The organism is Micromonospora sp. RL09-050-HVF-A (assembly GCF_019374995.1).
Classification (GTDB): domain Bacteria; phylum Actinomycetota; class Actinomycetes; order Mycobacteriales; family Micromonosporaceae; genus Micromonospora; species Micromonospora antibiotica.
Genome location: NZ_JAGKQP010000002.1, coordinates 1850488 through 1875657, shown reverse-complemented (window position 1 = coordinate 1875657; position 25170 = coordinate 1850488). Strand labels below are relative to the sequence as shown.

Sequence of the window (25170 nt, the reverse complement as noted above, 5' to 3'; positions counted from 1 at the left end):
CGGCGTCACCTGCGTAGAACGGAGGCATGGCCGACGAGGTGACCGTTCCGCTGCTGCCCTGTGCCTCCATCGACGACACCCTCGCCTTCTACGAGGCGCTCGGTTTCCACACCACCTACCGGCAACGCCGACCCAACCCGTACGTGGTCGTCCAATGGGAGGACCTGTGCCTGCACTTCTTCGAGCTCGCCGGCTTCGACCCGGAGCAGTCGTACGGCTCGTGCCTGGTCGTCACCCCCGACATCGAGGGCATGCACCGGGCGTTCGCCGCCGGACTGCGCGCCGCCTACGGCAGGGTGCCGGTGTCGGGCCGGCCCCGGATGACCCGGCCCCGGGCGCGTCGTAACGCCGACGGGGTGACGGGGTTCAGCATCGTCGACCCGGGCGGCAACTGGGTCCGTGTCGTCCACCGGGGTGGCGCTTCGTCGGCGCCGCCCGTCGGTCGGCTGGCCCGGGCGTTGGCCGACGCCGTGGTGCAGGCCGACTCGCGGGGTGACCTGCGTCAGGCCGTCCGGATCCTCGACGGCGCCCTGACCCGCCACGGCGCGGCTGACGATCCGGTCGTCCACGTGGAGGCCCTGGTCTACCGTGCGGAACTGGCGCTGGGCCTGGACGACCCGGCGACCGCGGCCGAGCTGTTGGACCGCGCCGGTCGGGTGGCGCTCACCGCCGACGAGGCGCGACGGACCGCGTCCGCCCGGGAGAACGCCGCCGCGCTGGCAGCCACCCTGGGTTAGCTAGCCGTCGGACAGGTCCCGGGCGAGGCAGACGGTGCCGTCCGGGCTGGCCACCGGCACCGGTCGGTAGCCCATCCGCTGGTAGAGGTCGATGTTGCGCCGGCTCCGGACGCCGGTGAACAGCAGCATGCGGCGGCACTGCGGCCCGGCGGTCGCCTCGGCGGCGCGCAGCAGCCACCGGCCCAGCCCCCGACCGCGCAGGTCGGGTACGACGGCGAGCCGCCCGAGGTGGCAGTCGGTGCCGTCGGTGCGGGTCCGCACCATGCCCAGCAGCCGACCGTCGCGCCAGAGGCCGATCGTGTGCCAGTCCGCCAGCCACTGCCGCACCTCCGGCACCGACTCGTGCAGCGGGGGGATGGCCAGGGTGTCGTTGACCAGTGCCTCCTCCGTCCAGCAGCACCGTTGCAGCACGGTGACCTCGGGCGCGTCGTCACCGGTCAGCCGTCGGGCGTAGGAGCCGGGTAGCGGGCCGGGGGTGGCCCGGTCGCGTTCGCGCATCGGCCGCAGGGCGTGGGCGAGCCGGACCACCTCGTCCAGCAGGGCGGCACCGGCCGCATCGCGGTCGGCGTCGGGCCGCAGCCGGCCGTCGCGTACGGCGTCGCTGATGCGGACGGCGACCGTGGTGCCCGTCGGGACCATGCGCAGGGCGGTCACCACCTGCTTGGCGTGCTCGACGGCGCGGGTGCCGGCCGAGGTGTGGCCGTAGCTGACGAAACCGATCGGCTTCCACGCCCACTCGACGGCGAGGTAGTCCAGCGCGTTCTTCAGCGTCGCCGGCATCCCGTGGTTGTACTCCGGGGTGACGGCGACGAATCCGTCCGCCGCGTCGACTGTCGCGCTCCACCGGCGGGTGTGGTCGTGCCGGTGGACGCCCGACGACGGTGATTCCTCCTCGTCGAGGAACGGCAGGTCAAGGTCGCCGAGCGCCACCGGGACCACCTCGACGTCGAGTGCCGCAGCCCGGGGGGTGACCGCGTCGAGCAGCCACCGGCTCACGGCGGGACCGAGTGCGCCGGGACGGGTGGCGCAGGTCAGCGCGAGGATACGGAGCGGTTTCGTTGACATGGAAACGAAGGCTAGATGCTAGATTGATTACATGTCAACAAAGTCGGGGTCTGTGCGGTGGCTGACGCCCGCCGAGGAACGCGCCTGGCGGGCCCTGCGACGCGTGATGGTCGCCGTCCAGGCCGGCACCGCGCACGACCTGGCGACGATCGGCCTGTCCGAGGCCGACTACGAGGTGCTGAGCACCCTGTCGGAACAGCCAGCGCAGACCAGCACCCTCGGCGTGCAGGCCGACAAGATGGGCTGGTCGCGCAGCCGGCTGTCCCGGCACGCCAGCCGGATGGAAGCGCGCGGACTGCTGCGCCGCGCACCCGACCCGGCCGACGGACGTGGTTGCCTGCTCGTGCTGACCGGGCCGGGGATGACCGCCCTGCGCGACGCCGCACCGGTCCACGTCGAGTCGGTACGGCGGCACCTCGTCGACCGGCTCACCCCGCAGGACTTCGCCGCCCTGGAACGGATCGCCGGTCGACTGGCGCAGCCCCGGCCCGACGACGACCCCGACGGACCACCGCCCGCTCGACACCCCCCGGCATGACCACCCGCCCGGGTCGGCATCGTCCGTCGTGGACCCCACGCCGCGTCCGGAGCAGTGCCGGGCCCACGCTCACTTGACGACGTGAAACTCAGGGTGGGCGATCCAGGCGGTCATCGCCGGCGCGTCAAGATAGACGGCATCGCCGACGCGGACGCAGCGGCCCGCGCCGGCAAGGTGCGCAAGCAGCTCCGCCGAGGGTGGAGTGCGGAACTCCACGAACACCCAGCCGTCGGTCCGCCGTGCCACCCGCTCGGCGACGCGGGCCAGGGCGGGCCGCCCGGCGACATCGTTGACGAGGATGTGCAGCACGACGTCACAGCGCATGACGGCACCGGCCACCCGCGCAAGCAACTCGAGCTCGGCGGCGTCGACCTCGCGGTCCGGTGCCTGAAGGTCGTATCCGTAGGGCAGACCCCCGGCGGACAGCCAGTAGTCGGGGTCGGGTTCGTACCGGACGAGGCCCTCGGCCGCCATCTCCTCCAGCAGGACCGGCTCGACACACCCGGCGGTGCACGGACTCAGCACGCTCAACGCCGTCCCACCCACGGCGTGCAGTAGACAGCATCCGGCCGGGCTACCGCCACCCGGCACCGCAACGTCCGCGGCACGCCGTCGTCCGAGGCATCCGCACACCGGGCACCTCCCGACCACGAGGACGGTCCCGGGACGCCTGCGCTAGATCGGGAAGCGCCCGTGCCGCCAGTGCCAGTGGCCGCCGGCGGCCAGGTGGTCGATGATCGCGCGTTGCAGCACCGTGCGCCGGGGCAGTTGGTCGAGCGGCGTGCTGAGCGTACGGAAGGCGAACCGGCGCACCTCGACGTCGGCGTCCGGCCCGTCGGCCGGCACGTAGGGGAGCAACTCGAACCGGCGCTGGAACCGGATGATGTTGGAATCCTCGGGCAGGTAGTCGCGCAACTGCGGGTCGAGCAGCCAGGAGCCGCAGGAGAACGCGGTGTGGTGCTCGTCGGGGAAGTGCCGGGGAAAGAACTCGCGGGCCGCGTCGAGCGACGCGTCGACCGCCTCCGGGCTCATCGGCCCCGCATCGGGGACGTGCAGGCCGATTGTGGTGCCGGACCGCTCGTGCTGGAGCCGGCCCAGCTCGTAGAGGCCGCCCCGGACGTGCAGGGTGAGCCAGCTCTGCATGACCGGCCAGCCCTCGCCGCGCATCCGCCTGTCGATCGCCAGGTTACGACCCAGGTCGGCGAGGGTCGCCCAGGTGACGGACCCGGCGACGCCGTGCTCGCGGTGGAACCCGCGGACCACGTCGACCAGGGCGAGGTAGGCGTACACGTAGAGGTGCCGCCAGGCGGGCCCCCGGTCGCGGGGCAGCTCCGGGCCGGGCGACAGCCACTCGTGCCCGCCGAGGTCGGCGCGGACCAGGGCGGTCGAACGGTCCAGCAGCCAGCGCAGCTCCGGCGTCCACAACGGAGAGCCGGGGTCCGGCCAGCCGGCCATGATCTCGGCTGCGTCGTCCGGTCGTACCGCCAGCCGGTCGAGCATCGGGGGCGCGTCGGCCTTGGCGGGCAGCGGGGCCGCCGGCCGGTCACCGGCGAGCCGGTGCACCCGCTCGACCTCCGCGACGGGCACCCCGAGTCGGGCGGCGGTGTCGTCCAGGTCCACCGGCTGATCCTACCGGCCGGCCGTCGGGCGACGACCGCGAGCGGGAGCGCGAAGACGGCCGCCGTCAGCCAGGCGTACGGCTGCCAGTGGTGGTGGGGCGCGCACGGTCGGCACCGCGCGGAGGCCGCCGACTGATCCCCGCGACACCGGCCGTTCCCACCCTCACCTGTTGCCGTTCCCGGCGGGCCGGGTCCGGCGGGAGCGGGCGGTGGCGGCCACGAGCAGGGTCGTCACGAGGGCGCCGACGGTGGTCAGGCCGGCCACCCGTGCCGAGCGGGACGGCCCGGGGACGGTGGGCACGTCGACCGGCCCCGCCGGGACCGGCACCGGCGGGCTGGCCTGACGGGGGGCGAGCGCGGCGACCGCCGCGTACGCGTCGAGTGTCCCACCGCCGACGCCCAGGTCCGGCCCGCCGCCCGGTGGGGGGATCGCGGTCCGTTCCAGGCGGGCGCGGACCTCGGCCTGGGACAGCTCCGGGTGGTACGACCGGACCAGCGCGGCGACCCCGGCGACGTAGGCGGCGGCCACGGCCGCGCCACCGACGGTGTAGTGGCCGGACCCGCGTGGGGCGACGCCCAGCCCGGCTCCCGGGGCGGCGAGGTCGGTGCCCGCGCCGGCCGCCACCGGACCGGACCCCCCGTCGACACCGACCGCGTTCACCGCCAGCACCGCTGCGAACCCGGCGGGATAGCCGACCGGCGGGTCCCCACCGTTGTCCCCACCCCGGTCGGTGACGGCGGCGACCACCAGGATGTCCCGGTCCACCGCGGCCTGCACGGCAGCGGCCAGGTCGGGGGTCGCGGTGGTGACCCCGGTGGCGACGAGGATCACGTCCGCCCCGGCGGTGGTGGCCCGCCGGATGCCGGTGGCGAGCCGGGCCGGGCTGATCCGGCGGTTCGCGTCGGTGATCCGGACCGGCAGGATCCCGGCCTCCGGGGCGAGGCCGGTGGGGCCTTCGCCACTGGCCGGCCGGGCCGCGACGATCCCGGCCAGCGCGGTGCCCCGGCCGGCGCAGTCGCTGTCCGCCCGCCCGCCGGTGACGTCGACACCCGGTCGTACGGCACCGGCCAGGGCGGGTGCGGCGGCGCTGACGCCGGAGTCCACGACGGCGACCAGCACCCCGGCGCCCCGGGTCAACGGCCAGATGGTCTGCGGGGCGAGCAGGCGCAACGCCCAGGGGGTTTCCCGGGCCGTCACCGGGGACGGCCCGACACAACCGCCCGCCGTCGTGGGTAGCGGCGGCGGCTCCCCGGCACCGGCGGCCGGGACCGGTGGGGCGACGAGCACCCCGACGGTGACGAGTGCCCCGGCCACGACGGCGCGACCACGACGGCGGCCCGCACCGGTCACGCCAGTGCCCCCGGCTCGCGCAGTGCCCCCGGCTCGCGCAGTGCCCCCGGCTCACGCAGTGCCCCCGGCTCGCGCGGCACCACCGGTTCCTGTGGTGCCAGCGGTTCCTGCGGCACCAGCGGTTCCTGTGGTGTCATCCGTGCCTGCGGTGCCGCCGGCACCTGCGCAGCGACTGGTGCCGCCGGTTCGTGCCGGACGTCCGGCACGTGCAGGCTCCGCCGTTCGTGGTGCGTCGCCGGCACCGGAAGGACCACTGGTGCGGCGACCTCGACAGTGGCCGGTCCGTGGTGGGTGAGCCGTCGGGCCCGTCTGGCGAACACCCCCACCACCGCCAGCAGGAAGAGCCCGAGCCCGCCGGCCACCAACGCCGGCCAGAGAGCGGAACCGGATCGGGCCGGTGACACCGCCTGGGCCGGGTCGGGGCTGACCGCCGCCAGCGGATCGATCAGGCCCCAGCCGTTCTCCGGGCTCGGACTCGACCGGGTCCCCGGGTCGGCGGTGGCGCTGATCCGACGCGCCACCTGCACGGCGTTCGTCCCGGGCCGCGCCGAGCGGACCAGCGCGGCCACCCCGGCGACATAGGCCACGGCGTACTCGGTGCCGGTACGGGCCCGGGGGGCGGGGTCACCGACACCGAGCGTCGCCACGTCGAGGCCGGGCGCGGTGACGTCGACCCCACCAGCCGGGTACGCCAGCACGGGCCGCAGGTCGGGGCCGACCCCGGCGACCCGGAGCAGACCCTCCTGGGCGACGGCCGCGGTGCCGTCGGTGGTGGCCGGGGCGACCACCACCACGTCGTGCGCCACCGCCGAGCGCACGGCCTCCGTCACGGCCGGGTCGGTGAGTCTGGCGTACCCGCCCAGTGCGATCACTGTCGCGCCGGCCGAGACGGCGACCTCGATCCCGAGGGCGGTTCGTGACGGATCGGCGCCGGTGCCGTCGGCGACGATCCGGACCGGCAGGATGGCCGCCTCCGGGGCCACGCCGACCGCCGGCGGTGCGGGCGAGCCGGCACCGGAGTCCGCCCCGATCACGCTCGCCATCGCGGTGCCCGTACCCAGGCAGTCGGTGTCGGCGCGGGCCTTGCCGGTGATGACGTCCGACCCGGGCGCCACCCGCCCGGCCAGGGCCGCAAGCTCGCCGTCGACGCCGGAGTCGACCACCGCCACCAGCGCCCCGGCCCCCGTGCCGTGCTCCCAGGCGCGTGCCGTGGAGAGTTTCGTGGCGGCCCAGTTCGACCCGCCGCCGCCGGAGATGGCAGCGGCACACGTCGGGGTGCCCGCCCGGGGAACAGGCCGGGCCGGTGCCGCCTTCGGCGGGTCCGTCGGCAGCAGACCGTAGCGGACCTCGTCGCCGAAGGCGTCCCAGGGCAGCACCAGCAACCATCCGGCGACCAACTGCTGCCCGACGGCGGTGAGCCGCCCGCCGTCGGGTTGACGGCGGCCCTCGTTGAGCCGGTAGATCTCGTCGGCCCGGTCGGGGTCGGCCAGGAACCGGGCAGCCACCCCGGCCAGGTTCGTCACCGCGCCCTCCGACCCCGTGCTCTCCGACCCCGCGCCCACCGGGTAGTACTTCACATAGGTCGGGGGCGGCGGTGGGGCCGCCCGGACCGGGGTGAGGGGGGCGATCACCAGCACGCCGGTCGCCACGAGGCAACCCAGCGAACGGGCCCAGGAAAGCAGCAACCGGGTCATGCACCGTCTCCTCGTCGTGGGTGGGCAGCGGTCGGCGTGACGCCCCGGACCGGAGGTGCCGTGGACGCGGCCCCCCGGGCCCACAACGGTGCGCGACCGGTCACGGTTCACCACGCTCGACGGGAAAACCGCCCTCGCGGGCCGAGCGACCTCCGCTGCCCGGGACGACGGCACCGACGAGCTCGGCGACAGCAGCGGGGGCGGTGGTCGGCCGGACGGTCACCGCCCAGCGGGCCCGCAGCGCCCGGCCGACGACGACCGGCACCAGCCGGTGCCCGGTCAGGGTGGCGATCCGGTGGGCGAAGGTCAGTTCCGGGCCGGACAGGGCGGCCATGCACAACACCCCGGGGCCGTCCGGCAGATCCGCCTCGTCGGTGGGGAAAGCCGCCCGGTGTGCCCAGCCTTCGGGCAGGTCCGGTCCGAACAGGTCGCCGACCACGGTGACCGTGTGCCCGGCGGCGTACACCTGCTCGGCGAGCGTCCGCGCCCGCTGCCGGGCGGCCCCGCCCGGGCCGGTCACGGTGAACACGTCCGGGGTGCCGGCCAGGTCGATCCAGAGCGCCCAGCCCCGCCGGTGGCCCAGCCGGACCGGCAGCCGCATCGACGGCGGGGGTTGTGTCGGGAGCTGCCAGGCGTAGTGCGGCCGGCCGCCCGGTGCGCCCCCGGGCACCCGGACCGCGAGGGTGCCCGAGGGTGAGGTCACCTCGGTGTCGAGGTCGTCGGCCACGCAGGGCGGGGGCTGCGGGATCACGTTGGCGACGGGCACCGGGCCGGGCCGGTGCACCGGATCCGCCGGTGCCGGCCGACCCGCCCGTTGCGGCGGACCCTCCGGCAGAGGTGCGACGACCACGACGGTGGGCACCCCCTCGGCGGGCGGATCGACCTCGGCGGGCGGATCGACCTCGATGGGTGGGTCGACCTCGACGGTCGGTGGTGGAGACGCCACCCGGCCCGCGTCGAGGGCGAGCGGCGGGGGCCGTCCGGGCAGGGCACGCCGCCGGACCGGCCGGCGCAGCAGGGTGGCGACGAGCAGGGCGACGGCGGCGAGGCCGGCGAGCCCGACCAGTCGACCGTGCTGCCCGGGGTCGGCAGTCTCCGGTGGTGCGGGGGCGGCCCCGCCGGTCGGCGGGAGCGGACCGGTGCGTACGCCCGTCCCCCGCGCGTCGGGCGGCAGCGCCAGCACCCAGCCGGGGCGCAGCTCGGCCGGGTCGGTGAGCCGCCCCCCGTCGGGCTGCCGGCGGCCCCGGTTCAACTCGAAGATCTCCCGGTACCGGTTGCCGTCGCCGAGGGTGTTGGCCGCGATCTGGTAGAGGTACTCCCGCTGGCCGGCCACCGGTGGCCCCACCACGTAGTACCGCCCGGCCGGTGTCGCGCTGGCGGGCGTCGGACCGTTCGGGGTCGCGCTGGCCGGCGTCGGGCCGGCCGACGCCGCACCGGCTGCGGCGGGACCGGCGGTGAGGGTGAGGGCGGCCAGGACCGCCACCGCCGGCAGGAGTGTGCCGAGCCACCCGTGGTGGGTGGCGTGCCGGGTCGCCTGTTGCTCCGGTGGTCGCCCGCCACCGGGGGCGGTCGGGATGTGCACGGTTCCCTCCTCCGTCCGCACCGGGGGAGCCCTTCCCCGGCCGGTGCCTACAACGGCGGCGACCGGCGATCTGTTCAGCACGGGTTCCCGCCATCCGTGGGGGTTGGTCGAATCGCAATCGACCGGACATCGGGGGCGCGAGCAGGACGCCGTAGCCTGGGCGGGCCACGACGACGCTGGGAGGTAGCGCTGTCCCGCCCGCTTGCGGTGACCGGACGCCACCGGGTCCGGTGGCCCCGCCCACTGCCCGCACTGCTGCTGTGCTGGCTCGGCCTCCTGGCCTCCACGATGGTCCCGGCGGTGCCGGCGGCGGCCGTGCCCGCACCCACCACCGCCCCGCCGGACCTGCCCGGTGGGGCCGTCGCACCTAACGGCTTCGTGAAGTACGTGGTGGTCGGCGCGGCGCAGGGGAGGGTCGAACACCTCTGGGAGGTCGCGCTGCGGGTCCTCGGCGACGCGGAGCGTTACCTGGAGATCTTCGCGCTGAACAAGGGGCGCGTCCAGCCGGACGGCGTGCCGGTCACCGATCCGGCGGTGCTGCGGCGGGGCTGGCTGCTGGTGGTGCCGTGGGACGCGGTCGGTGCCGAGGTCAGCTACGGTCCGTTGCCGGTGTTCACCCCGGCCAGCCCGACGGCGTCGCGCCGCCCCCGACCGACCGTACCGCCGGCCAGCGAGGTGGTCTGCACGGTGGCCCCGGGCCGGCGGATCGGCGGGGTGCCCTGGGCGCAGTTGCGGCTGACCCCGGAGGTGGCCTGGACCCGGGGTCGGGGGGCGAACGTCACGGTCGCCGTCCTCGACTCCGGGGTGGACGGTGCCCTGCCGGCCCTCGACGGCCGGGTGCGGCCCGGGGCGGACGCCACCGTGGACCCCACCGACGGTTCCCGGGGAGACCGGGACTGCACGGGCCACGGCACCGCGATGGCCGGCATCGTCGCCGCCAGCCGGCAGCGGGGCACCGACTTCGTCGGCCTCGCCCCGGAGGCGACCATCGTGCCGGTCCGGATCGGCCGGTCCGCCGGGACGGCCGACTCGGCCAGCCTGGTGACCGCACTGCGGGTGGCGACGGCGGCAGGTGCGGGGGTGGCCCTGATCGGCGCGTCGGTGGACACCACCGACAAGCGGGTGGTGGCGGCGCTGCGCACGGCGGTCGCCCGGGGTACCACCGTGGTGGTGGCGGCCCGGGCGGCGACGGCCCCCGCGGGCACCACCCTGCCGGAGGGGGTGCTGCGGGTCGGCGCGGTGGGCCCGGACGACCGGTTGGCCGAGGTCTACCGGTCGGGCGAGGTCGACGTGGTGGCACCGGGGGTGGACGTGGTGAGCCTCGGCATCGGTTCGGGGGAGGTGCAGGGCACGGGTACGGACTACGCCGTCGCCTTCGTCGCCGGTCTGGTGGCCCTGGTCCGGGCCAGCGAGCCCCGGCTGGATGCCGTCGCGGCGGCGGCCCGGGTCAGGGCCACGGCCGACGGGGCCTCGACGGCGGCGGCGGGCCGACCCGACCCGTGGTACGGCTGGGGCATGATCAATCCGGCGGCGGCGGTGAACGCGACACTGGCCGGCCCCGCCACCACCGTGGAACGCAGGAGCCCTGCCGGTGCGATCGCCGTGCTGGCAACGATCCTCACGCTCGCCACCCTCACCGTCGGCCTGCGTCGGCGCCGCCGCCACTGACCCCGGGATCAGGCTCGACGTATGCGGTCTGGATCACGCGGTGTCCCCGACGGGTGAGCACCATCGCCCGCCCCGGCGGCAGGTGCCGACCCTTCACCCCGCCCAGCAGCGGCCCCTCCGTGGGTGGGCAGGACAGCGCCAGGTCCGGGCTGCTGGCCTCCTGGAGCCGCCGCAGCAACGGGTCCATCGACATCCGCATCAGGTTCGCGGTGCCCCGGACGACCACCACGTGCAACCCGATGTCGACGCCGTGCGGGACGTACGGGATCAGTGGTTGCAGGGGGTTGTCCTGCCCGGCGAGCATCTCGAAGTCGTCGACCAGGACGAACAGCCGGGGCCCGGTCCACCAGTCGCGGCGGCGCAGCTGCTCGGGGCTGACGTCCTTACCCGGCAGCCGGCCCTTGAGCCCCACCACCGCGTCGGCGACGGTCTCCCGGGTGGAGTCCGTCGAGACCGAGTAGCCGAGGCGGTACTCGGCCGGGACCGAGTCGAACAGTTGCCGCCGGTAGTCGACGATCAGGATCCGGGCCTCGGCCGGGCTGAACCGGCCGACGATCAGGCGGGCCAGGTGCCGCAGCAGGTTGGTCTTGCCGCTCTGGCTGTCACCGAGCCCGGTCAGGTGCGGCAGCTCTGAGAAGTCGTGCCAGTACGGCTTCAGGTCGGCCTCGTCCAAGCCGAGCGGCACCCACAGGTCACCCTCGGCCGGCGGCAGCTCGGCGGCGGGCAGCACCGCCGGCAGGGTCCGCACCGGTGTCGCCACCGGCCCGGACCAGAACTCGGCGACCGTACCGGCGAGTTCCCGTGCCCCGTCGGCCGTGCTGTCCGGGTCCGGGTTGCCGTCGATGCGCGGCAGGGCCCCCAGGAAGTGCAGCTTCTCCGGGGTGAGGCCGTGCCCCGGTGCACGCGGCACGGTCGCCGCCAGCCGCAGGTCGATGGCGGAGTCCACGGCGTCGCCGAGGCGCAGCTCCAGCTTGATGCCGAGCTGGTCACGCATGCTGTGGTGCACCTCCGACCAGCGGGCCGCGCTGACGATCAGGTGGACGCCGAAGTTGAGCCCCCGGGCGGCGATCTGCCGCAGCGCCACCTCCAACGCCTCGAACTCCTGCCGCAACGTGAACCAGCCGTCGACCACCAGGAACACGTCGCCGTACGGGTCGTCGGCGACCCGGCCGTCGGCCCGCAGCTGCCGGTAGGTCTGGATGCTGTCGATGCCCTGCTCGGTGAAGCGCCGCTCCCGCTGGTTGATCAGGCCGGTGACCTCGGCGACGGTCCGGCCGACCCGGTCGGTGTCGAGCCGACCCGCGACACTGCCCACGTGCGGCAGCCCGGCGACGGTGCCCAGCGTGCCGCCGCCGAAGTCCAGGCAGTAGAACTGCACCTCGGTGGGGCGGTGGGTGAGCGCCAGCGCGCAGATCAGCGTACGGATCAGGGTGCTCTTGCCGCTGCGGGTGCCGCCCGCGACCCCGATGTGCCCACCCACCCCGGACAGGTCCACGGTGAGCAGGTCACGCAGCTGCTCGTAGGGCTTGTCGATGAAGCCGAGCGGGACCACCAGCCGGCCGTTGCCGGGCCAGTCCGTGGCGACCAGCCCGAGGTCGGGATCGGGGGCCAGGGCCGGCAGCAGACTGTCCAGGGTGGGGGAGTCGGCCAGCGGCGGCAACCAGACCTGGTGGGCCGGCGGCCCGGAGTCGACCAGCTGGTCGGTGACGATCGCGAAGACACTGCGCGCGGCGGGCGCGTCGGGCACGGGCGGCCCGTCCGGGTCGGTCGGCGGGTCGGCAGGAGCCGGCGGGGTCGGGTTCTCCGCCGGTACGAGGTCCAGCCGGTAGGGCACCACCTGCCGCTGGACCACGTCCTGGCGGACCCGGGCCCGGCGGGGGCGGTACTCCCCGGAGACGTACGCGGCCTTGAACCGGAGCAGGGTCGACACGTCCATCCGCAGGTAGCCGTTGCCCGGGGCGGCCGGCAACTCGTAGGCGTCGGGCACCCCGATCACCGAGCGGGACTCCATCGCGGAGAAGGTCCGCAACCCGATCCGGTACGACAGGTGCGACTCCAACTGCCCGATCCGGCCGTCGTCGACGCGCTGGCTGGCCAGCAGCAGGTGCACGGCCAGCGACCGGCCGAGCCGGCCGATCATGACGAACAGGTCGATGAAGTCCCGGTGCGCGGCGAGCAGCTCGGAGAACTCGTCGACGACCACGAAGAGGGTGGGCAGCGGGTCGAGCGGGGCACCACCGGCGCGCGCCTTCTCGTAGTCCAGCACCGAGCTGAAGCCACCGGCGGCCCGCAGCAGCTCCTGCCGGCGTACCAGCTCGCCGTGCAGGGCGTCGCGCATCCGCCCGACCAGTGCCGCCTCGTCGGCCAGGTTGGTGATCACCGCGGAGGTGTGCGGCAGTCGGTCCAGGCCGAGGAAGGTGGCGCCGCCCTTGAAGTCGACCAGGACCAGGTTGAGCGTCTCCGAGGAGTGCGTCACGGCCAGCGCCAGCACCAGCGTACGCAGCAGCTCGCTCTTGCCCGAGCCGGTCGCGCCGATCAGCATGCCGTGCGGACCCATGCCACCCCGGGCGGACTCCTTGATGTCCAGCTCGACCGGGGTGCCGGTGGCGTCGACCCCGATCGGCACCCGCAGCCGCTCGTCGGGGCCGCGCCGCTCGCGTAGCGCGGCCAGCTCCAACCGTTCCAGGTCGGGGATACGCAGCAACGTGCCGAGGTCGAAGTCGGCCTTCATCGGCTCGGGGGCCAGCTCGGTGGCGACGGCCAGCCGGTAGGGCGACAGCAGCCGGGCCACCGACCGGGCCGACGCCGGACCGAGCAGGTCGGGGGCGGCGAGCACCTGCCGGGTCTCCTGGCCCACCCGGTCGCGCCCGAGCATGGTCAGCGTGCCGTCGGCGACCTCCAGGTTGATGATGCCCTTCCCGGTCGCCACCGGCGGGTCGTCGAGGTCGACGAAGACCGCGTTGCGGTAGCCGCCGGTGGTCAGCCGGTGACCGGTTGGCACCCGGCCGCCGTCGCGGATCACCACCACGTACGGCTCGTCCCGGTCGGGGGTGGCGCCCGCCTCGTAGCGGGGGCGGCCGGTGAACTCGGCGCCGAGCAGCCGTTCGAGGCGTTCGATGCCGTCGGCGGCCAGCCGGAGCCCACCGGCGGCGTCCTGCTCGGCGGGGTGCTGGGCGTGCGGCAGCCACTTGACCCACTCCCACGCCGCCGACCCGTCCGGGTCGACGCAGAGCGCCACCCGCACCTCCTCGGGCGCGTGCAGTGCGGCGAGCTGGGTGAGCAGGGCCCGCAGCAACGCCCGCGCCGCCGCCCGGTCCCCGGTCACCCGGATCTCGGCGAAACCCGGCAGGAACAACGCCACCGGCTGGTCGGGCAGGGTGCTGTAGGCCCGGATGAACCGGCGCAGCGCCTTCGCGGCGACCGGTTCGAGATCCTCCACCGGTTTGGTCTGCATCGGCGCGATCCGGACCGCCAACCGTTGCTCACCGGTGCCGACCCGGATCTCCAGGAAGTCCGGGTGGGTGGGGCGGCGCTCCCAGCGGCGGGTGGTCATCGCCAGCGACCACAACGACGCCGGGTCGGGGTGCCGCCACAGGCTGGAGTCGCGCTGGTCCTGGGCGAACCGGCGGGCCCGGCGGCGGTGCTGGGCGAGGTAACGCAGGTAGTCGCGGCGGTCACCGCCGTGGCGTTGTTTGCGTTCCCCGCTGCTGGCGATGACCGAGCCGATCATCACCCCGCCCATGGCCACCGCCATCATGCCGGCCATCACCCAGGTCAACGGGCCCCGCGACGGGCCCATGAACATCAGCATCATCACGCCGGTCATCAGCGCCATCGGCAGCACCATCATCGCCTGCCGGGCACCGTTCTGCTGCGGCTCGCTCAGCTCCGGCGGCTCCTGGAGGGTCAACTCGCCGGTGGGCATCTCCGGCCCGCTGCGTCGCGCCGGCCGCCGGAACAGCACCGTACCCATGGTCGTCTCCCTCCACCCGGGGCCGTCGGCCCCCTCCACAACGGAGCGCGGGCCGTTGCGGGTCGATCCGGTTTCCCGGGGCGACGGCGAAAAGAAAATTCCGCAGAGCCGTTGAACGATCTCCGGGCGGCTGTCGTTGAAGGGGCCGTGACGGGCACCGAGACCGAGCAGATGTGCCGGCTGGTCGTACGCGGACCGAGCCGGCAGATCGAGGTGGCCGTGCCGGTCGGGGTGGTCGTCGCCGACCTGTTGCCGGCGCTGCTGCACCACCTCGGCGACGGGTTGGCCGACACGGGGTTGAGCCACGGCGGGTGGGTCCTGCAACGCGCCGGCTCACCCCCGCTGGACGAGGAGAGCACCGTCACCGCGCTCGACCTGCGCGACGGTGACCTGGTCCACCTGCGTCCGCGCGCCGACCAGTTGCCCGAGGTCGACTTCGACGACCTCGTCGACGGGATGGCGACGGGGGTGCGGGACCGGCCCGGCCGGTGGCGTCCCGAGCTGATCCGCCCGGTGGTGCTGGCGCTGGCCGGTCTGCTGCTCGGCGTCGGCCTGGTGGCCCTGCTCATGCCGGGACCGGTGCTGCTGCGGGCGGTGGCGGCGCTGGCGGTGGCGACGGTGGCGCTGGGTGGCGGTGCCGCGGTGGTCCGGGCCGGCGGTGAGCGCGGGTTCGGCGTGTTGCTGGCCGTCGCCGCTACCGGCTACGCCGGTCTGGCCGGGCTGGTGCTGCCCGGTGACGGCGCGGCCGTCGGGCCGGGGCTGACCGGGCCGCAGGTGCTGGGCGGGACCGCGACCGGGGCGGCGGTGGCGGTGCTCGCCGCCGTACTGCTCGGCGCGGCCACCCCGGTCTTCGTCGCCGGGTCCACCGCGCTGCTGCTGGGCGTGCTCGGCGGGGCCGTCGCCACGGTGGGTGGGCGCACCGGGCCGCAGGCGGGCGCGGTGGTGGCGGTGGCCGCGACCGCGCTGGTGCTGATGGTGCCCCTGTTCGCGTTCCGCCTCGCCGGGCTGCGCCTCGCCCCGTTGCCGACCCGACCCGAACACCTCCAGGAGGACATCGACCCGGAACCGGCCGGCCCTCTGATGGACCGGGCGCGGGCCGTCGACCGGTTGATGACCGCCCTGTACGCCGGGCTGGCGGCGGCCACCGCCGTGGCGCTGCTGTCGGTGGCGTACCGGGCGGGCTGGGCGGAGACGACCCTGGTGCTGCTGGTCGCGCTGGTCTGGTCGCTCAACGCCCGACCGATGACCAGCGCCTGGCACCGACTGACCCAGGCGGTGCCCGCGCTGGTCGGACCCACCGCGGTCGCCGTGCAGGCCCTGGCCGGTGCGGGACCGCTGGGGCGGGTGGTGGCGCTCGGGGTGCTGCCGGTCGCCGTACCGGCGCTGCTGCTGGCCGGTCGGAGCCTCACCGGGTGGCGGCTGACGCCGTACTGGGGGCGGGTCGGGGACCTGACCCTGACCGCGGCGGCGGTGGCCCTGCTGCCGATCGGCCTCGCCGTCCTGCACGTGTACGACTACTTCCGGGCGATCGGGGGCTGACGTCGTGCAGTCCCGACGTGACCAGGTGCAGGCGCAGTCGCACCTGCTGGGCCGGCTCACCGCCGCACTGGTGGCCGGCGAACCGGACGGCCTGGAGACGCCGCACCGGCGTACCACCGTCGGGCTGCTCGCCGGGGTCCTGGTCGCCGCACTGGTGATGGGCGGCTTCACCCTGTACGGCTTCTTCTCCCCCGGTGGGGCCACCGCCTGGCGCAAGGCCGGATCGCTGGTGGTGGAGAAGGAGACCGGCTCGCGCTACCTCTACCTGGGCGGGCGGCTGCGCCCGGTGCTCAACTACGCCTCGGCCCGGCTGCTGCTCGGTGAGGAACTCGCCGTCGTCACCGTGTCGGCGAAGTCGCTGCGCGGGGTGGCGCACGGGCAGCCGCTGGGCATCGTCGGCGCTCCCGACGTGCTGCCGGCCGGTGGCCTGGCCGGGGTCGGGTGGACCGCGTGCGCGCCCAGCGCCACGGACCTGGCCGGCACCGAGACGACGGCGTTGACCCTGTCCGTCGCCCCGGCGGCCGATGGGACCCCGTTGGCCGCCGACCGGGCGGTGCTGGTCCGGCCCGCCGGTGACCCGACCGCCGGCTATCTGATCTGGAACGGTCACCGGTTCCGGCTCACCGCGCCGTGGCTGCCGGCGGTGCTGGGCCACGACGGGCCGCCGGTCACCGTACCGGCGGCCTGGTTGGACCTGATTCCCGCCGGGGTGGACCTGGGGCCGGTCGCGGTGCCGGGGCGCGGGGAGGCCGGGCCGGAGGTGGACGGGCAACCGACCCGGATCGGTCAGCTGTTCACCGCCCGACCGGCCGACGGAGCGGAACGGCACTACCTGCTGCGCCGCGACGGGCTGGCCCGGCTGACCCCCCTGGCGTACGCGCTGCTGGCCGCCGACCCGGCGACCGTCGCCGGGTACGGCGGCCGTGCGGTGGTCCCGACCGTGCTGAGTCCGGCGGCACTGGCCCGGCTGCCCCTCGCGGCCCGACCACCCGTGGCCGAGGAACTGCCGGCGGTGGCGCCGGCGGCGGCCTCCCGGGCCGCCGGCCTGGCCTGGTGCCTGCGGTTCGGTGCCGACGGTCGCCCCCGGGTCGTGGCGGCCCGGCCGGTGCCGGCGACCGGCATCGTCCGAGGCGGCGTCGGGGTGACCCGGACGGCGCACACCGCCGACGCGGTGGCGGTCACGCCGGGACGGGGTGGGCTGGTGGTCACCGGTCGCGCCGGACAGCCCGGCACCGGCTACCACCTGGTGACCGACGCCGGGGTGAAGTACCCCCTCGCCGGTGCGGCGGTGGCGGAGCGGCTGGGTTACGCCCCCGCGACCGCGACCGTGGTGTCACCGGACCTGATCGATCTGCTGCCGACCGGACCCGCCCTCGACCCCGCCCGGGTCGTCGGGTGAGACCGGCCGGTCAGCGGAACCGGCGACGCGGAACCGCCGCGGCCGCCCCAACCGGAAGGAGCGCCGATGCCACTCGGCAATGAGGTAGACGAGCAGACTATCCGCAGCACCATCTCGGCGATGAACCAGACCGACGCCCAGTGCGACGCGGCGCAGCGCGCCGTCGACAACACGTCCAGCTTCCTGGACACCCAGTGGCGTGGGGAGGCCAAGACCGCCTTCACCACCTCCATCCAGCAGTGGCTGGAAGGGCTGAGCAAGGTCAAGCAGGGGCTGCTCGACCTGAACACCGCGATGACCTCGCACTACCAGACCAGCGCGCAGGTGGAGCAGGACAACGCCCTCTCCGCGAGCTGGACCTGACCACCGACCGACCCCTCACAAAGGACGACCCATGCCGTCGTACGGACTCAACCCCAACGGTCTGCTGGACAGCTCGGCCGAGTTGCAGGGCGTGACCAACAGCATCCAGAACTCGATCGACGAACTCAACACCGTCGTCCAGACGTACGTCAGCGCCAACTCCGGCGACACCCGGGAGGCGTTCACCGCGGCGCAGGCGAAGTGGAACGCCGGGATCGAGGAGATGCGCCGCGCGCTCGCCGACGCCTCGTCCCGGCTGGACCAGATCCACGACAACTACCGGCTGGGCGACGCGCGGGGTGCCGCGCTGTTCCAGGGCAACGTCTGACCTTCGGTGTGGCGGGCGGTACCGGGCCGCCCGCCCCCCACCTCACGGAACGGAGCACCAGATGCCGATCGTCATCGACGAGCCCTACATCACCCAGCTCGTCGCGAAGCTGAACAGCCTGCGGGACGCGGTCGACACCGCCACCTCCGGGCAGGGCCAGTACGTCTCACAGACGCTTCGTGACCTGGTCGTCTCGGCCGGCACGAACAACTTCGAGCCGGGCAAGACCATCCGCGACCAGCTCAACAAGACCGGCGACACGCTGCTGGCCCGGATGACCACGCACCGGACCACGATGAACAGCCTCGCCGTGGGGCTGACCGAGCTGCTGGCGAACTCGGAGTACATCGAGTCGCTCAACTCGATCACTGCCGAGCGCTTCCTGGAGTTCCTGCCCGGCACCGGCACCGGCACCGGCACCCCGCCCAACCCCACCCCGAACCCGACGGCGTGATCCGGTGACCGCGCCGTACCAGGACATGTCCCAGTGGACCTGGGAATCGATGCTCCAGAACGTGTTGGGGGAGGGCCGGGACGGTCCCGACGGCACCGGTGGCACCATGCTGGACCGTAGGTTGGTGGCCGGCCCGGACGTGCGGTGGCTGCGTCTCGTCGACCACCTGGACGACGTGACCGAGTCGTCACAGCCACCCAGCGACGGCGACGTGACCAACCGGATCGACTCGCTCGACGGCAACGAGTTCTTCCTCTACCGGATCAGCTCGGTCGGCTCGGTGCGCGACGGGAAACCCCACTACACCACCCGGACCCAGTTCATCCAGGTGAAGATCGTCTTCAGCGACTCGCAGACCGAGGGGGCGCCCTCCCCGCGCGGCGCCTTCGAGACCTTCTACAAGTCGAGCGAGGGGGCGTTGCAGCGGCTGACCAGCGGCACCAACCCCGTGTTCAGCTGGAAGAGCTTCGCCGACGCCGCCAAGATGCTGCACGACGTGGAGAACAGCCTGATCAGCACCGAGCGGGAGCTGAAGACCATCCTGGACCGGGTCGGCGACGACGCCTCCGGGTTCCAGGGCAACGCCTCCGGCGTGTTCATCGGGGCGGTGGCGAACATGCGTCGGGACGTCCACCGGCTCGCCGTCGACATGAATGCGAACAGCGCCGACCGGGCCTGGTCCGATCAGGTCGACGACGTGGTCGACGACATGACGACCTTCCGTAACAAGATCGCCAGCTCGTTCCGGGAATTCAGCGACCACACGTTCCAGTGGTTCAACGGCTACAACCCGACCACGCTGATCGACTCGTTGAAGAAGATCGTCACCGAGGTCAGGACGGGCAACTTCAGCCAGGTCACGGTCACCCTGCCGGACGCGTACGGCAACGGCACGGTGAACAGCGGCACCTTCAACCTGATGACCGAGGCCGGCTGGCAGAGCGTCGACAACATGATCAAGGGTGCCTGGCTCGGCCAGTTGCGGGAGCTGGACGCCACGATGCGTACCGAGCTGGCGCGGTTGACCACCCGGCTGCGGTCCGTCACCCACCTGGTGAGCGTCATCTCGCCCCCACCGACCACCACCGGCACCACCCCGCCGCCGGGCGGCACCCCCGACCTCAACGGTCCGGATCTGAACGGCGGTGGTGGCCCCGACATCGGCGGTGGCGGTGACCTGGGTATGGGCGGTGGTGGTGACCTGGGCGGTGGCGGTGACCTGGGTATGGGCGGTGGCGGTGACCTGGGCATGGGTGGTGGCGGTGACCTGGGCGTGGGCGGTGGCGGTGGTGATCTGGGCGTGGGCGGTGGGGGTGACCTCGGCGGGGGTCCGGCCTCGGTCTCGGTGGCGATCTGGGCCTGGGTGGTGGGTCGGGCGTCGGGAGCGGGACGGGTGGCCTGGGACTCGGTGGCGGCGACCTCGGTGCCGGTGGGTCGGCCGGCGGGCTCGGCGGCACCGACTGGGACGACCTGCTCGGCGGTGGCACGGGCTCCGGCTCGGCCGGTGGCGGCAGCGGTGGTGGGCTCGGTGGTGGGCTCGGCGGCCCCGGCCTGGGCGGCGGTGTCGTCGTTCCCGGCCTGCCCCCCGTGCTGGGTGGGCCGGGCAGCCTGGGTTCCTCCGGCGGTTCGGGTGGCGTGGGCGGGGTCAGGGGCGGCGGGGCGGGTGGCCTCGGCGACGACACCACCAATCCGTCGGCGCAGTTCCCGACCGACGTGGACGGCGTGGACGTCGGCAACCTGGGCGGCGGCTCACCGGCGGGCGAGTCCTCGACCAGCGGGGTGGCCCTCGGCAGCGAACTGGCCGCGTTGCTCGGCGAACCGGCCGGCGTCGGGCCCGGCGGCAGCGGGGCACGGGGCGTCGACTCCGCCGGCTCGGCGGCCGGCGGGTTGCCGATGATGCCGCCGATGGGCGGCATGGGTGGCATGGGTGGGGGCGGTCAACAGGGGGAGAAGGACCGTGAGCGCAAGACCTGGCTGGAAGAGGAAGAGGACGTCTGGGGCACCGACCCGGAGTGCGGGATGGCCGTCATCGGCCGGTCCGGACAGTCCGAGGAGCCGACCGTCACGGTGCCGGCTGCGCCGCGCCGACCCGGTCAGTCGCCCGGCCCCACCCGTACGACGGGACGTCGCCGTGGCTGACCGGCGACCCGGGCGGGTCGCGCGGTGACCGCCCCGAACCCGCAGTACGCCGGCTGGACCTGGGAACGGATGCTCCAGGACGTCCTCAACGAGGGTCGCGACGGCACCGACCAGGGCAGCGGCACGCTGATCGACCGCGACCTGGTCGCCGGCCACGGGGTCTCCTGGGTCCGGTTCGTCGAACGACGGACCCAGGAGCTGGACCGGGGCACCCGCCCCACGGTCGACCCGGGCGACCGGGAGCTGATGGGTTACCGCCGGGTCGGACCCGGGGTGGACGACCCGCAGCGGGACCTCTGGGAGATCGTGCGGGGCCACGTCACCTTCTGGGAGGGGACCGGCGGCCCGCCACCGGCCACCGCGTTCGACAGCTTCTACCGGGCGAGCGTCAACGCCCTCACCCGGTTGTACGCCGGCACCAACGGCTGGTTCAGCGAACGCAGCTTCACCGACGCCGGCAACCTGCTGTGGCGGGTCGAGCAGACGCTGCTCACCACCGCCGCCGAGCTGCGGGTGCTGCGCGACGGGATCAGCGGGGCCGGTTCCGGGTTCGAGGGCTCGGCCTCGGCGGTCTTCGTGGCGGCCCTGAACACCCTGCACGCCGACATCGACCGGCTCACCCGGGACATGAACGCCACCAACGAGGCCAACGCCTGGTCGGACCGGGTCTTCCGGCAGTCCAACGACCTGCTGATGTTCCGCGAGCGGATCAACGACGCCTGGCGGGAGTTCAGCGACCACACCCACGAGTGGTTCAACACGTACCACCCGACCGCGCTGTTCAGCACGGTCCGCAGCATCCTCGCGCAGGTCGACCAGGGCAGCCTGAACGCGGTCGGAGTCACCATCCCGGACACCTACGGCACCGGGCCGGTCAGCGGCACCTTCGACCTGACCACTGCGGCCGGCTGGACCGCTCTCGACGTGCTGCTGCGCACCGCCTGGCTACGCCAGCTCGTCCGGCTCGACCTGGCGATGCGCGACGCGTTGGCGCAGCTCGTCACCGCGTTGCGGGAGACCAGCGGGATCGTCAACCGGTTCGCGGGCCCGCCCGGCGGCGGTGACCAACCGCCCCCACCACCAGGCACCTCGGACGGCCCCACCGGCGGTCCACCTCCCAACGAGGTGCACTCCACCACCCAGTTCGGCGGCACCGGATTCGACGGGACCGGCGGCGGTGGTGCCGGATTCGACGGGGCCGGTGGCGGCGTGCCGGACCTGTCGTCCTCGTTCTCGTCCTCGGGAGCCGGCGGGACGGGCGCCGCTCTGGGCGGCGGCCCGACAGCCATCGGTGCGATCGGCGCGTCGGGCGGGGGCGGGTTCGGCGGGGCGGGTCTGTCGGCGCTCGGTGCGGCGAGCCTGGCCGGCGGCTCCGCAGACCTCAGCGTCCTCGGCACCTCCGGTGTGGCCGGCGACGGCGTCGGCGCGGTCGGTGCCCTGGGGCGTACCGGCGTGGGCGGCTGGGGCGGCGGTGCGCTGGCCGGGGTTGGTGGTCTGGCCGGCGGCGTCGGTCCGGTGATCGGCGGACGGGCCGGCGGTGGCGCTCCGGACGGCGACCGCCGCTCCGGCGGCGCGCTGGGCGACTGGGCCGGCGGCGTCGACATCGGTGACCTGGCGGACGGGCCGGTCGCCCCGCCGTCGCGGGCGGCCGTCGGCGGCTCCGCCGTCGGCCGGGAACTCGCCGCCCTGCTCGCCGGCCCGCTCGGCGGTGCCGGCGGCGCGGGGCTGCCTGCGGGCACCGGGTTGCCCGCAGGCACGGGGCTGCCCGGCGGTGCCGGGTCGTCCGGTGCGGCCGGTGGCCCGGGGTTGTCGGGCACGGCGGGCAGCGGATCCCCGGCACCAGGACAGCTCGGCAGCCGGCCGTTCGGGCCGCCCGTCGTGCCGTCGATCGGCGCACCTGGTGGTCGGGACAGCGACGCGGGCGCCCGCCGCACCACCCGGTTGACCGAGGACGAGCAGGCATGGGGAGCCGACCCGACGTGTACGGCGGCCGTGGTGGGCCGGACCGATCCGCCGAGGCGGCAGCCGGTGGCGACGCCGGTGCAGGCGGAGCAGACCCCCGCCACCGGCCCGGTGGTGCACGGCCGGGAACAGGCGCGCGGCCGGGGTTGACCGCCGTCGGCACGCACGACGGGTCGACCGTCGTGGTGCCCCGCAGCAGACGAACCGCAGAGACAACCGGAGGTGAGGACAGATGTCGAGTCCGTTGTCCAACCAGGTCGAGCAGGCGCTCGCCGAACTCGAACGGCAGAAGGCCGCGATCGACGAGATCCAGGGTGGCCTGCACACCGTCTACAGCACGGTCACCGCGAAGAACCGGGCGGTGGCGGTGACCGTCGACAGTCGGGGAGCGGTCACGGCGATCAAGTTTCCGACCTCGGCGTACCGGACGATGGCCGGTCCGGAGTTGGGGGAGTTGCTGGTCGACACGATCGAGGCGGCCCGGGGCGAGGCGATGGCCCGTACCGTCGCCGCGTTCGAGTCGCTGCTCCCCGCCGGCCTGCCCATGATGGACCTGCTGACCGGCGGGGTCGACCCGGAACACGGCCCGCTGCCGATGGACCAGCTGCTCAACGAGATGTTCCGGACGGCCGGGCCGGCCGACGACCCGACGCCGACGCCCCCGGCCGGAGCCCACTGATGCCCCCGGCCGTGGGGCCGATCGGTGCGGACACCGGCCGGCTGACCAACCCGAACTTCGACCCGTTCACCGAGGAACTGGACCGGGTGCAGCGGGCGCTGCGGCGCAGCGACACCGACCATCCCGGACTCGTCGGGGAACCGTACGCGGACATCGACGAGATCGTGGCGAACCTGCCGAAGGCGTCGGTCGGCGCGGACCTCATCCGGCTGCTGGGTGCGGTGCCGCAGGGCTACCAGGAGGACCTGCACGAGTTGGGTCGGCTCCTGGCGAGCATGGAGGCGACCAACGCCGACATCTCCGGCGGGGTCAACAGCGGGCGGCACACCTAACGGCCGACAGCACTGCCCGCCCCGGCGGGCAGTGCTCCGGCGCACGGGCCTTCAGTGCTCCGGCAGCCGGGCAGACAGTGCTCCGGCGCGTGGCCGGGCAGTGCCCTGGCGCAACACCTGACAACGGCATGACGACGAGGGGTGGTCTCCGGTGGCGATCGAGGTTTCGGCCGAACTGGCCAACTTCCTGCGGTTCCTGGTCGGCGAGAAGTTCCCGAAGGCCGACGAGACCAACCTCTTCGCCACCGCCGAGGCGCTGCGGCGGGCCGCCGAGCAGGTGGCCACGTCGAGCGAGACGTTCGGCGACGGGGTACGGGCGTACCGGGCCGGGGTGAACGGGCAGGCCGAGGACTCCTTCGTCGACACGATGGAGCGCTACGTCCTGCACAGCCCCGGCTACCTCGGTCTGGTGTCGAAGTACACCAACCGGATGGGGGACAGCTACCGGGGCACCGCCACCGAGGTGCAGTACGCCAAGCTGATGATCATCGCGGCGCTGCTCGCCCTGATGGTGGAACTGCTGACGGCGCTGGCGATCGCCTGGATCAACCCGGGCGCCGCGCTGGCCCGACTGGCGGTCGGCCGGGTGATCATGCGGGTCATCTTCCAGAACGTCACCACCCGGGTCCTGTTCCAGGTGGCCATGGCGCAGGCCGTCGGGATCGGCCTCCAGACGGTGATGGACCGGCTGGTGCAGCTCTACCAGATCCGCAACCACACCCGCGACGGCTGGAACAACGAGCTGACCCGTGCCGCCGCCGAGGTCGGCTCGCTCGGCGGCGCGGTCGGCCTCGGCCTCGGCGGGCTCATGCAGGGGCTGGAGCGGCTGGTCCGGTCGACGAACATCGGCCGGCGGGTCGGGCTGACGGCATCGTCGAACACCCCCGAACCGCACGGCTTCCGGCCGGGTGAGGCGGCCCAGGAGATCGCCAACGAGGGCGTCAGCGAGTGGCTGACCGAGTTCGTCTACAACGGCATGACGACCGGCGAGTGGGACGCCGACGGGGCGGCCGTCATCGCCGGTGCGCTGTCCGGGGTGGCGGGTGTCGCCGGCACCGCCATCGGCCAGCAACTGAACAGGGCCACCGCCGGTGACCGGGACCGTAAGGCGGACCCGTCGGCGTCTACGGACCCGGTGCCGGACGAGCAGTTGCCCGCGTACGACCCGGTCCGCCTGCCGGCGTACGACGAACCACCGTCGTACGCCGAGGCGGTGGCCGCAGTGCCCGAGGCGGGTGCCGGCGGCACCGGCACCGACGGCACGACCCTCGGCGCGATGACGCCCGGTGGGGCGATCCCCGGCGCGATGACGCCCGGCGGGGCGACCCCGGGCGGTGCGGGCCGGGGCGGTGCGGCGGGGGCGCGGGCTCCGGGGCTGGCGGGACCGGGCCGACGGCCCGTCCGGGTACCGGCGGTGGCGCTGGCGACGCCGGCACGGCCGGGCCCCGGCCGGCCGACGGTGTGTCGACACCGCCGGGAGAGCCGGCCGGGCCCGCGCCGGTGGACCCGGGCGGTCTCACCGCCGGTGACAGCCCCGGCCTGGCGGACCTGTTGACCGCACCCGACCTGTCGGGCGCACCCGGCCCGTCCACCTCCTCGGACCTGTCCGCGGCGCCCGGTGCGTCCGCGCCGGTGGACCTGTCCCCGTCGGCCGGTTCCTGGGCGGGTGCACCGCAGCCGGTCGGCGCACAGGTGCCGGGCGGGTCGGGACCTGCCACCCAACCGCCGGGCACGTCGCCCGGGGCCGG

At 74.6% G+C, this 25170-nt stretch carries 21 protein-coding genes; 14 read left to right on the top strand and 7 right to left on the bottom strand.

Features of this window, described 5'->3' with window-relative positions:
* Nucleotides 1–26 precede the first annotated feature (26 nt).
* Nucleotides 27–737 (top strand): VOC family protein, encoded by a 711-nt coding sequence (locus J7462_RS08245; protein ID WP_219463209.1) that lies wholly within the window; start codon nt 27–29, stop codon nt 735–737.
* On the opposite strand, the gene J7462_RS08240 is transcribed toward J7462_RS08245, so the two are convergent.
* Complete coding sequence (locus J7462_RS08240; RefSeq protein WP_219463207.1) at nt 738–1802, bottom strand: bifunctional NAD(P)H-dependent oxidoreductase/GNAT family N-acetyltransferase; 1065 nt, start codon at nt 1800–1802, stop codon at nt 738–740.
* Nucleotides 1803–1833: 31 nt separating this feature from the next.
* Here J7462_RS08240 and J7462_RS08235 point away from each other — a divergent pair, with 31 nt between their 5' ends.
* On the top strand, nt 1834–2340 hold the full coding sequence (locus J7462_RS08235) for a MarR family winged helix-turn-helix transcriptional regulator (RefSeq protein WP_219463205.1): 507 nt from the start codon (nt 1834–1836) through the stop codon (nt 2338–2340).
* 69 nt (nt 2341–2409) lie between these two features.
* Here the strand turns inward: J7462_RS08235 and J7462_RS08230 are convergent, their stop codons facing one another.
* The 5 genes from J7462_RS08230 to J7462_RS08210 all read right to left on the bottom strand — a co-directional run bounded on the left by J7462_RS08230 (nt 2410) and on the right by J7462_RS08210 (nt 8586).
* Nucleotides 2410–2886 carry a hypothetical protein gene (locus tag J7462_RS08230; RefSeq protein WP_219463203.1) on the bottom strand — a complete coding sequence of 159 codons (477 nt, stop codon included), beginning with the start codon at nt 2884–2886 and terminating at the stop codon, nt 2410–2412.
* A 129-nt stretch (nt 2887–3015) separates the two neighbouring features.
* Nucleotides 3016–3960 carry an acyltransferase domain-containing protein gene (locus J7462_RS08225; RefSeq protein ID WP_219463201.1) on the bottom strand — a complete coding sequence of 315 codons (945 nt, stop codon included), beginning with the start codon at nt 3958–3960 and terminating at the stop codon, nt 3016–3018.
* Nucleotides 3961–4122: 162 nt separating this feature from the next.
* Nucleotides 4123–5274 (bottom strand): S8 family serine peptidase, encoded by a 1152-nt coding sequence (locus J7462_RS08220; RefSeq protein WP_219463199.1) that lies wholly within the window; start codon nt 5272–5274, stop codon nt 4123–4125.
* A 32-nt stretch (nt 5275–5306) separates the two neighbouring features.
* Nucleotides 5307–7004, bottom strand: a complete 1698-nt coding sequence (locus J7462_RS08215; RefSeq protein WP_219463197.1) for a S8 family serine peptidase — start codon at nt 7002–7004, stop codon at nt 5307–5309.
* Nucleotides 7005–7104: 100 nt separating this feature from the next.
* Nucleotides 7105–8586, bottom strand: coding sequence for a LysM peptidoglycan-binding domain-containing protein (locus J7462_RS08210; protein ID WP_219463196.1), 1482 nt, complete (start codon nt 8584–8586; stop codon nt 7105–7107).
* 207 nt (nt 8587–8793) lie between these two features.
* On the opposite strand from J7462_RS08210, the gene J7462_RS08205 reads away from it, so the two are divergent.
* Nucleotides 8794–10254 (top strand): S8 family serine peptidase, encoded by a 1461-nt coding sequence (locus J7462_RS08205; protein WP_219463193.1) that lies wholly within the window; start codon nt 8794–8796, stop codon nt 10252–10254.
* On the opposite strand, the gene eccCa is transcribed toward J7462_RS08205, so the two are convergent.
* A complete protein-coding gene (gene eccCa, locus J7462_RS08200; RefSeq protein WP_219463192.1) occupies nt 10220–14227 on the bottom strand; it encodes a type VII secretion protein EccCa in 4008 nt (1335 codons plus the stop codon). The two genes, J7462_RS08205 and eccCa, sit on opposite strands and share 35 nt — an antisense overlap.
* Nucleotides 14228–14374: 147 nt before the next feature.
* Between eccCa and eccD the strand changes: the two genes are divergently transcribed.
* The 11 genes from eccD to J7462_RS08145 all read left to right on the top strand — a co-directional run bounded on the left by eccD (nt 14375) and on the right by J7462_RS08145 (nt 24977).
* Nucleotides 14375–15766, top strand: a complete 1392-nt coding sequence (gene eccD / locus J7462_RS08195; RefSeq protein WP_219463189.1) for a type VII secretion integral membrane protein EccD — start codon at nt 14375–14377, stop codon at nt 15764–15766.
* A 4-nt stretch (nt 15767–15770) separates the two neighbouring features.
* Nucleotides 15771–17165, top strand: a complete 1395-nt coding sequence (eccB, locus tag J7462_RS08190) for a type VII secretion protein EccB (protein WP_219463187.1) — start codon at nt 15771–15773, stop codon at nt 17163–17165.
* 66 nt (nt 17166–17231) lie between these two features.
* Nucleotides 17232–17528 carry a WXG100 family type VII secretion target gene (locus J7462_RS08185; protein WP_204923310.1) on the top strand — a complete coding sequence of 99 codons (297 nt, stop codon included), beginning with the start codon at nt 17232–17234 and terminating at the stop codon, nt 17526–17528.
* Between the two features lie 31 nt (nt 17529–17559).
* Nucleotides 17560–17856 (top strand): WXG100 family type VII secretion target, encoded by a 297-nt coding sequence (locus J7462_RS08180; protein ID WP_208567484.1) that lies wholly within the window; start codon nt 17560–17562, stop codon nt 17854–17856.
* Nucleotides 17857–17917: 61 nt separating this feature from the next.
* Nucleotides 17918–18310 (top strand): hypothetical protein, encoded by a 393-nt coding sequence (locus tag J7462_RS08175; protein ID WP_219463185.1) that lies wholly within the window; start codon nt 17918–17920, stop codon nt 18308–18310.
* A gap of 4 nt (nt 18311–18314) precedes the next feature.
* Nucleotides 18315–20207, top strand: coding sequence for a hypothetical protein (locus tag J7462_RS08170; protein ID WP_219463183.1), 1893 nt, complete (start codon nt 18315–18317; stop codon nt 20205–20207).
* Between the two features lie 8 nt (nt 20208–20215).
* Complete coding sequence (locus tag J7462_RS08165; protein WP_219463182.1) at nt 20216–20449, top strand: hypothetical protein; 234 nt, start codon at nt 20216–20218, stop codon at nt 20447–20449.
* 24 nt (nt 20450–20473) lie between these two features.
* A complete protein-coding gene (locus J7462_RS08160) occupies nt 20474–22561 on the top strand; it encodes a hypothetical protein (RefSeq protein ID WP_219463180.1) in 2088 nt (695 codons plus the stop codon).
* Nucleotides 22562–22643: 82 nt separating this feature from the next.
* Nucleotides 22644–23090, top strand: a complete 447-nt coding sequence (locus J7462_RS08155; protein ID WP_219463178.1) for a YbaB/EbfC family nucleoid-associated protein — start codon at nt 22644–22646, stop codon at nt 23088–23090.
* Nucleotides 23090–23422, top strand: a complete 333-nt coding sequence (locus J7462_RS08150) for a hypothetical protein (protein WP_219463176.1) — start codon at nt 23090–23092, stop codon at nt 23420–23422. The genes J7462_RS08155 and J7462_RS08150 overlap by 1 nt, the downstream gene beginning before the upstream one ends.
* 151 nt (nt 23423–23573) lie before the next feature.
* On the top strand, nt 23574–24977 hold the full coding sequence (locus J7462_RS08145) for a hypothetical protein (protein ID WP_219463174.1): 1404 nt from the start codon (nt 23574–23576) through the stop codon (nt 24975–24977).
* Nucleotides 24978–25170 lie beyond the last annotated feature (193 nt).

What these genes read in the sequence shown, in the direction of transcription:
- J7462_RS08235 (WP_219463205.1), top strand. Translation starts at nt 1,834, where the DNA reads ATGTCAACAAAGTCGGGGTCTGTGCGGTGGCTGACGCCCGCCGAGGAA.
- eccCa (WP_219463192.1), bottom strand. Translation starts at nt 14,227, where the DNA reads ATGGGTACGGTGCTGTTCCGGCGGCCGGCGCGACGCAGCGGGCCGGAG.
- J7462_RS08175 (WP_219463185.1), top strand. Translation starts at nt 17,918, where the DNA reads ATGCCGATCGTCATCGACGAGCCCTACATCACCCAGCTCGTCGCGAAG.
- J7462_RS08240 (WP_219463207.1), bottom strand. Translation starts at nt 1,802, where the DNA reads ATGTCAACGAAACCGCTCCGTATCCTCGCGCTGACCTGCGCCACCCGT.
- J7462_RS08245 (WP_219463209.1), top strand. Translation starts at nt 27, where the DNA reads ATGGCCGACGAGGTGACCGTTCCGCTGCTGCCCTGTGCCTCCATCGAC.
- J7462_RS08215 (WP_219463197.1), bottom strand. Translation starts at nt 7,004, where the DNA reads ATGACCCGGTTGCTGCTTTCCTGGGCCCGTTCGCTGGGTTGCCTCGTG.
- J7462_RS08155 (WP_219463178.1), top strand. Translation starts at nt 22,644, where the DNA reads ATGTCGAGTCCGTTGTCCAACCAGGTCGAGCAGGCGCTCGCCGAACTC.
- J7462_RS08185 (WP_204923310.1), top strand. Translation starts at nt 17,232, where the DNA reads ATGCCACTCGGCAATGAGGTAGACGAGCAGACTATCCGCAGCACCATC.
- J7462_RS08165 (WP_219463182.1), top strand. Translation starts at nt 20,216, where the DNA reads ATGGGCGGCATGGGTGGCATGGGTGGGGGCGGTCAACAGGGGGAGAAG.
- J7462_RS08150 (WP_219463176.1), top strand. Translation starts at nt 23,090, where the DNA reads ATGCCCCCGGCCGTGGGGCCGATCGGTGCGGACACCGGCCGGCTGACC.
- J7462_RS08180 (WP_208567484.1), top strand. Translation starts at nt 17,560, where the DNA reads ATGCCGTCGTACGGACTCAACCCCAACGGTCTGCTGGACAGCTCGGCC.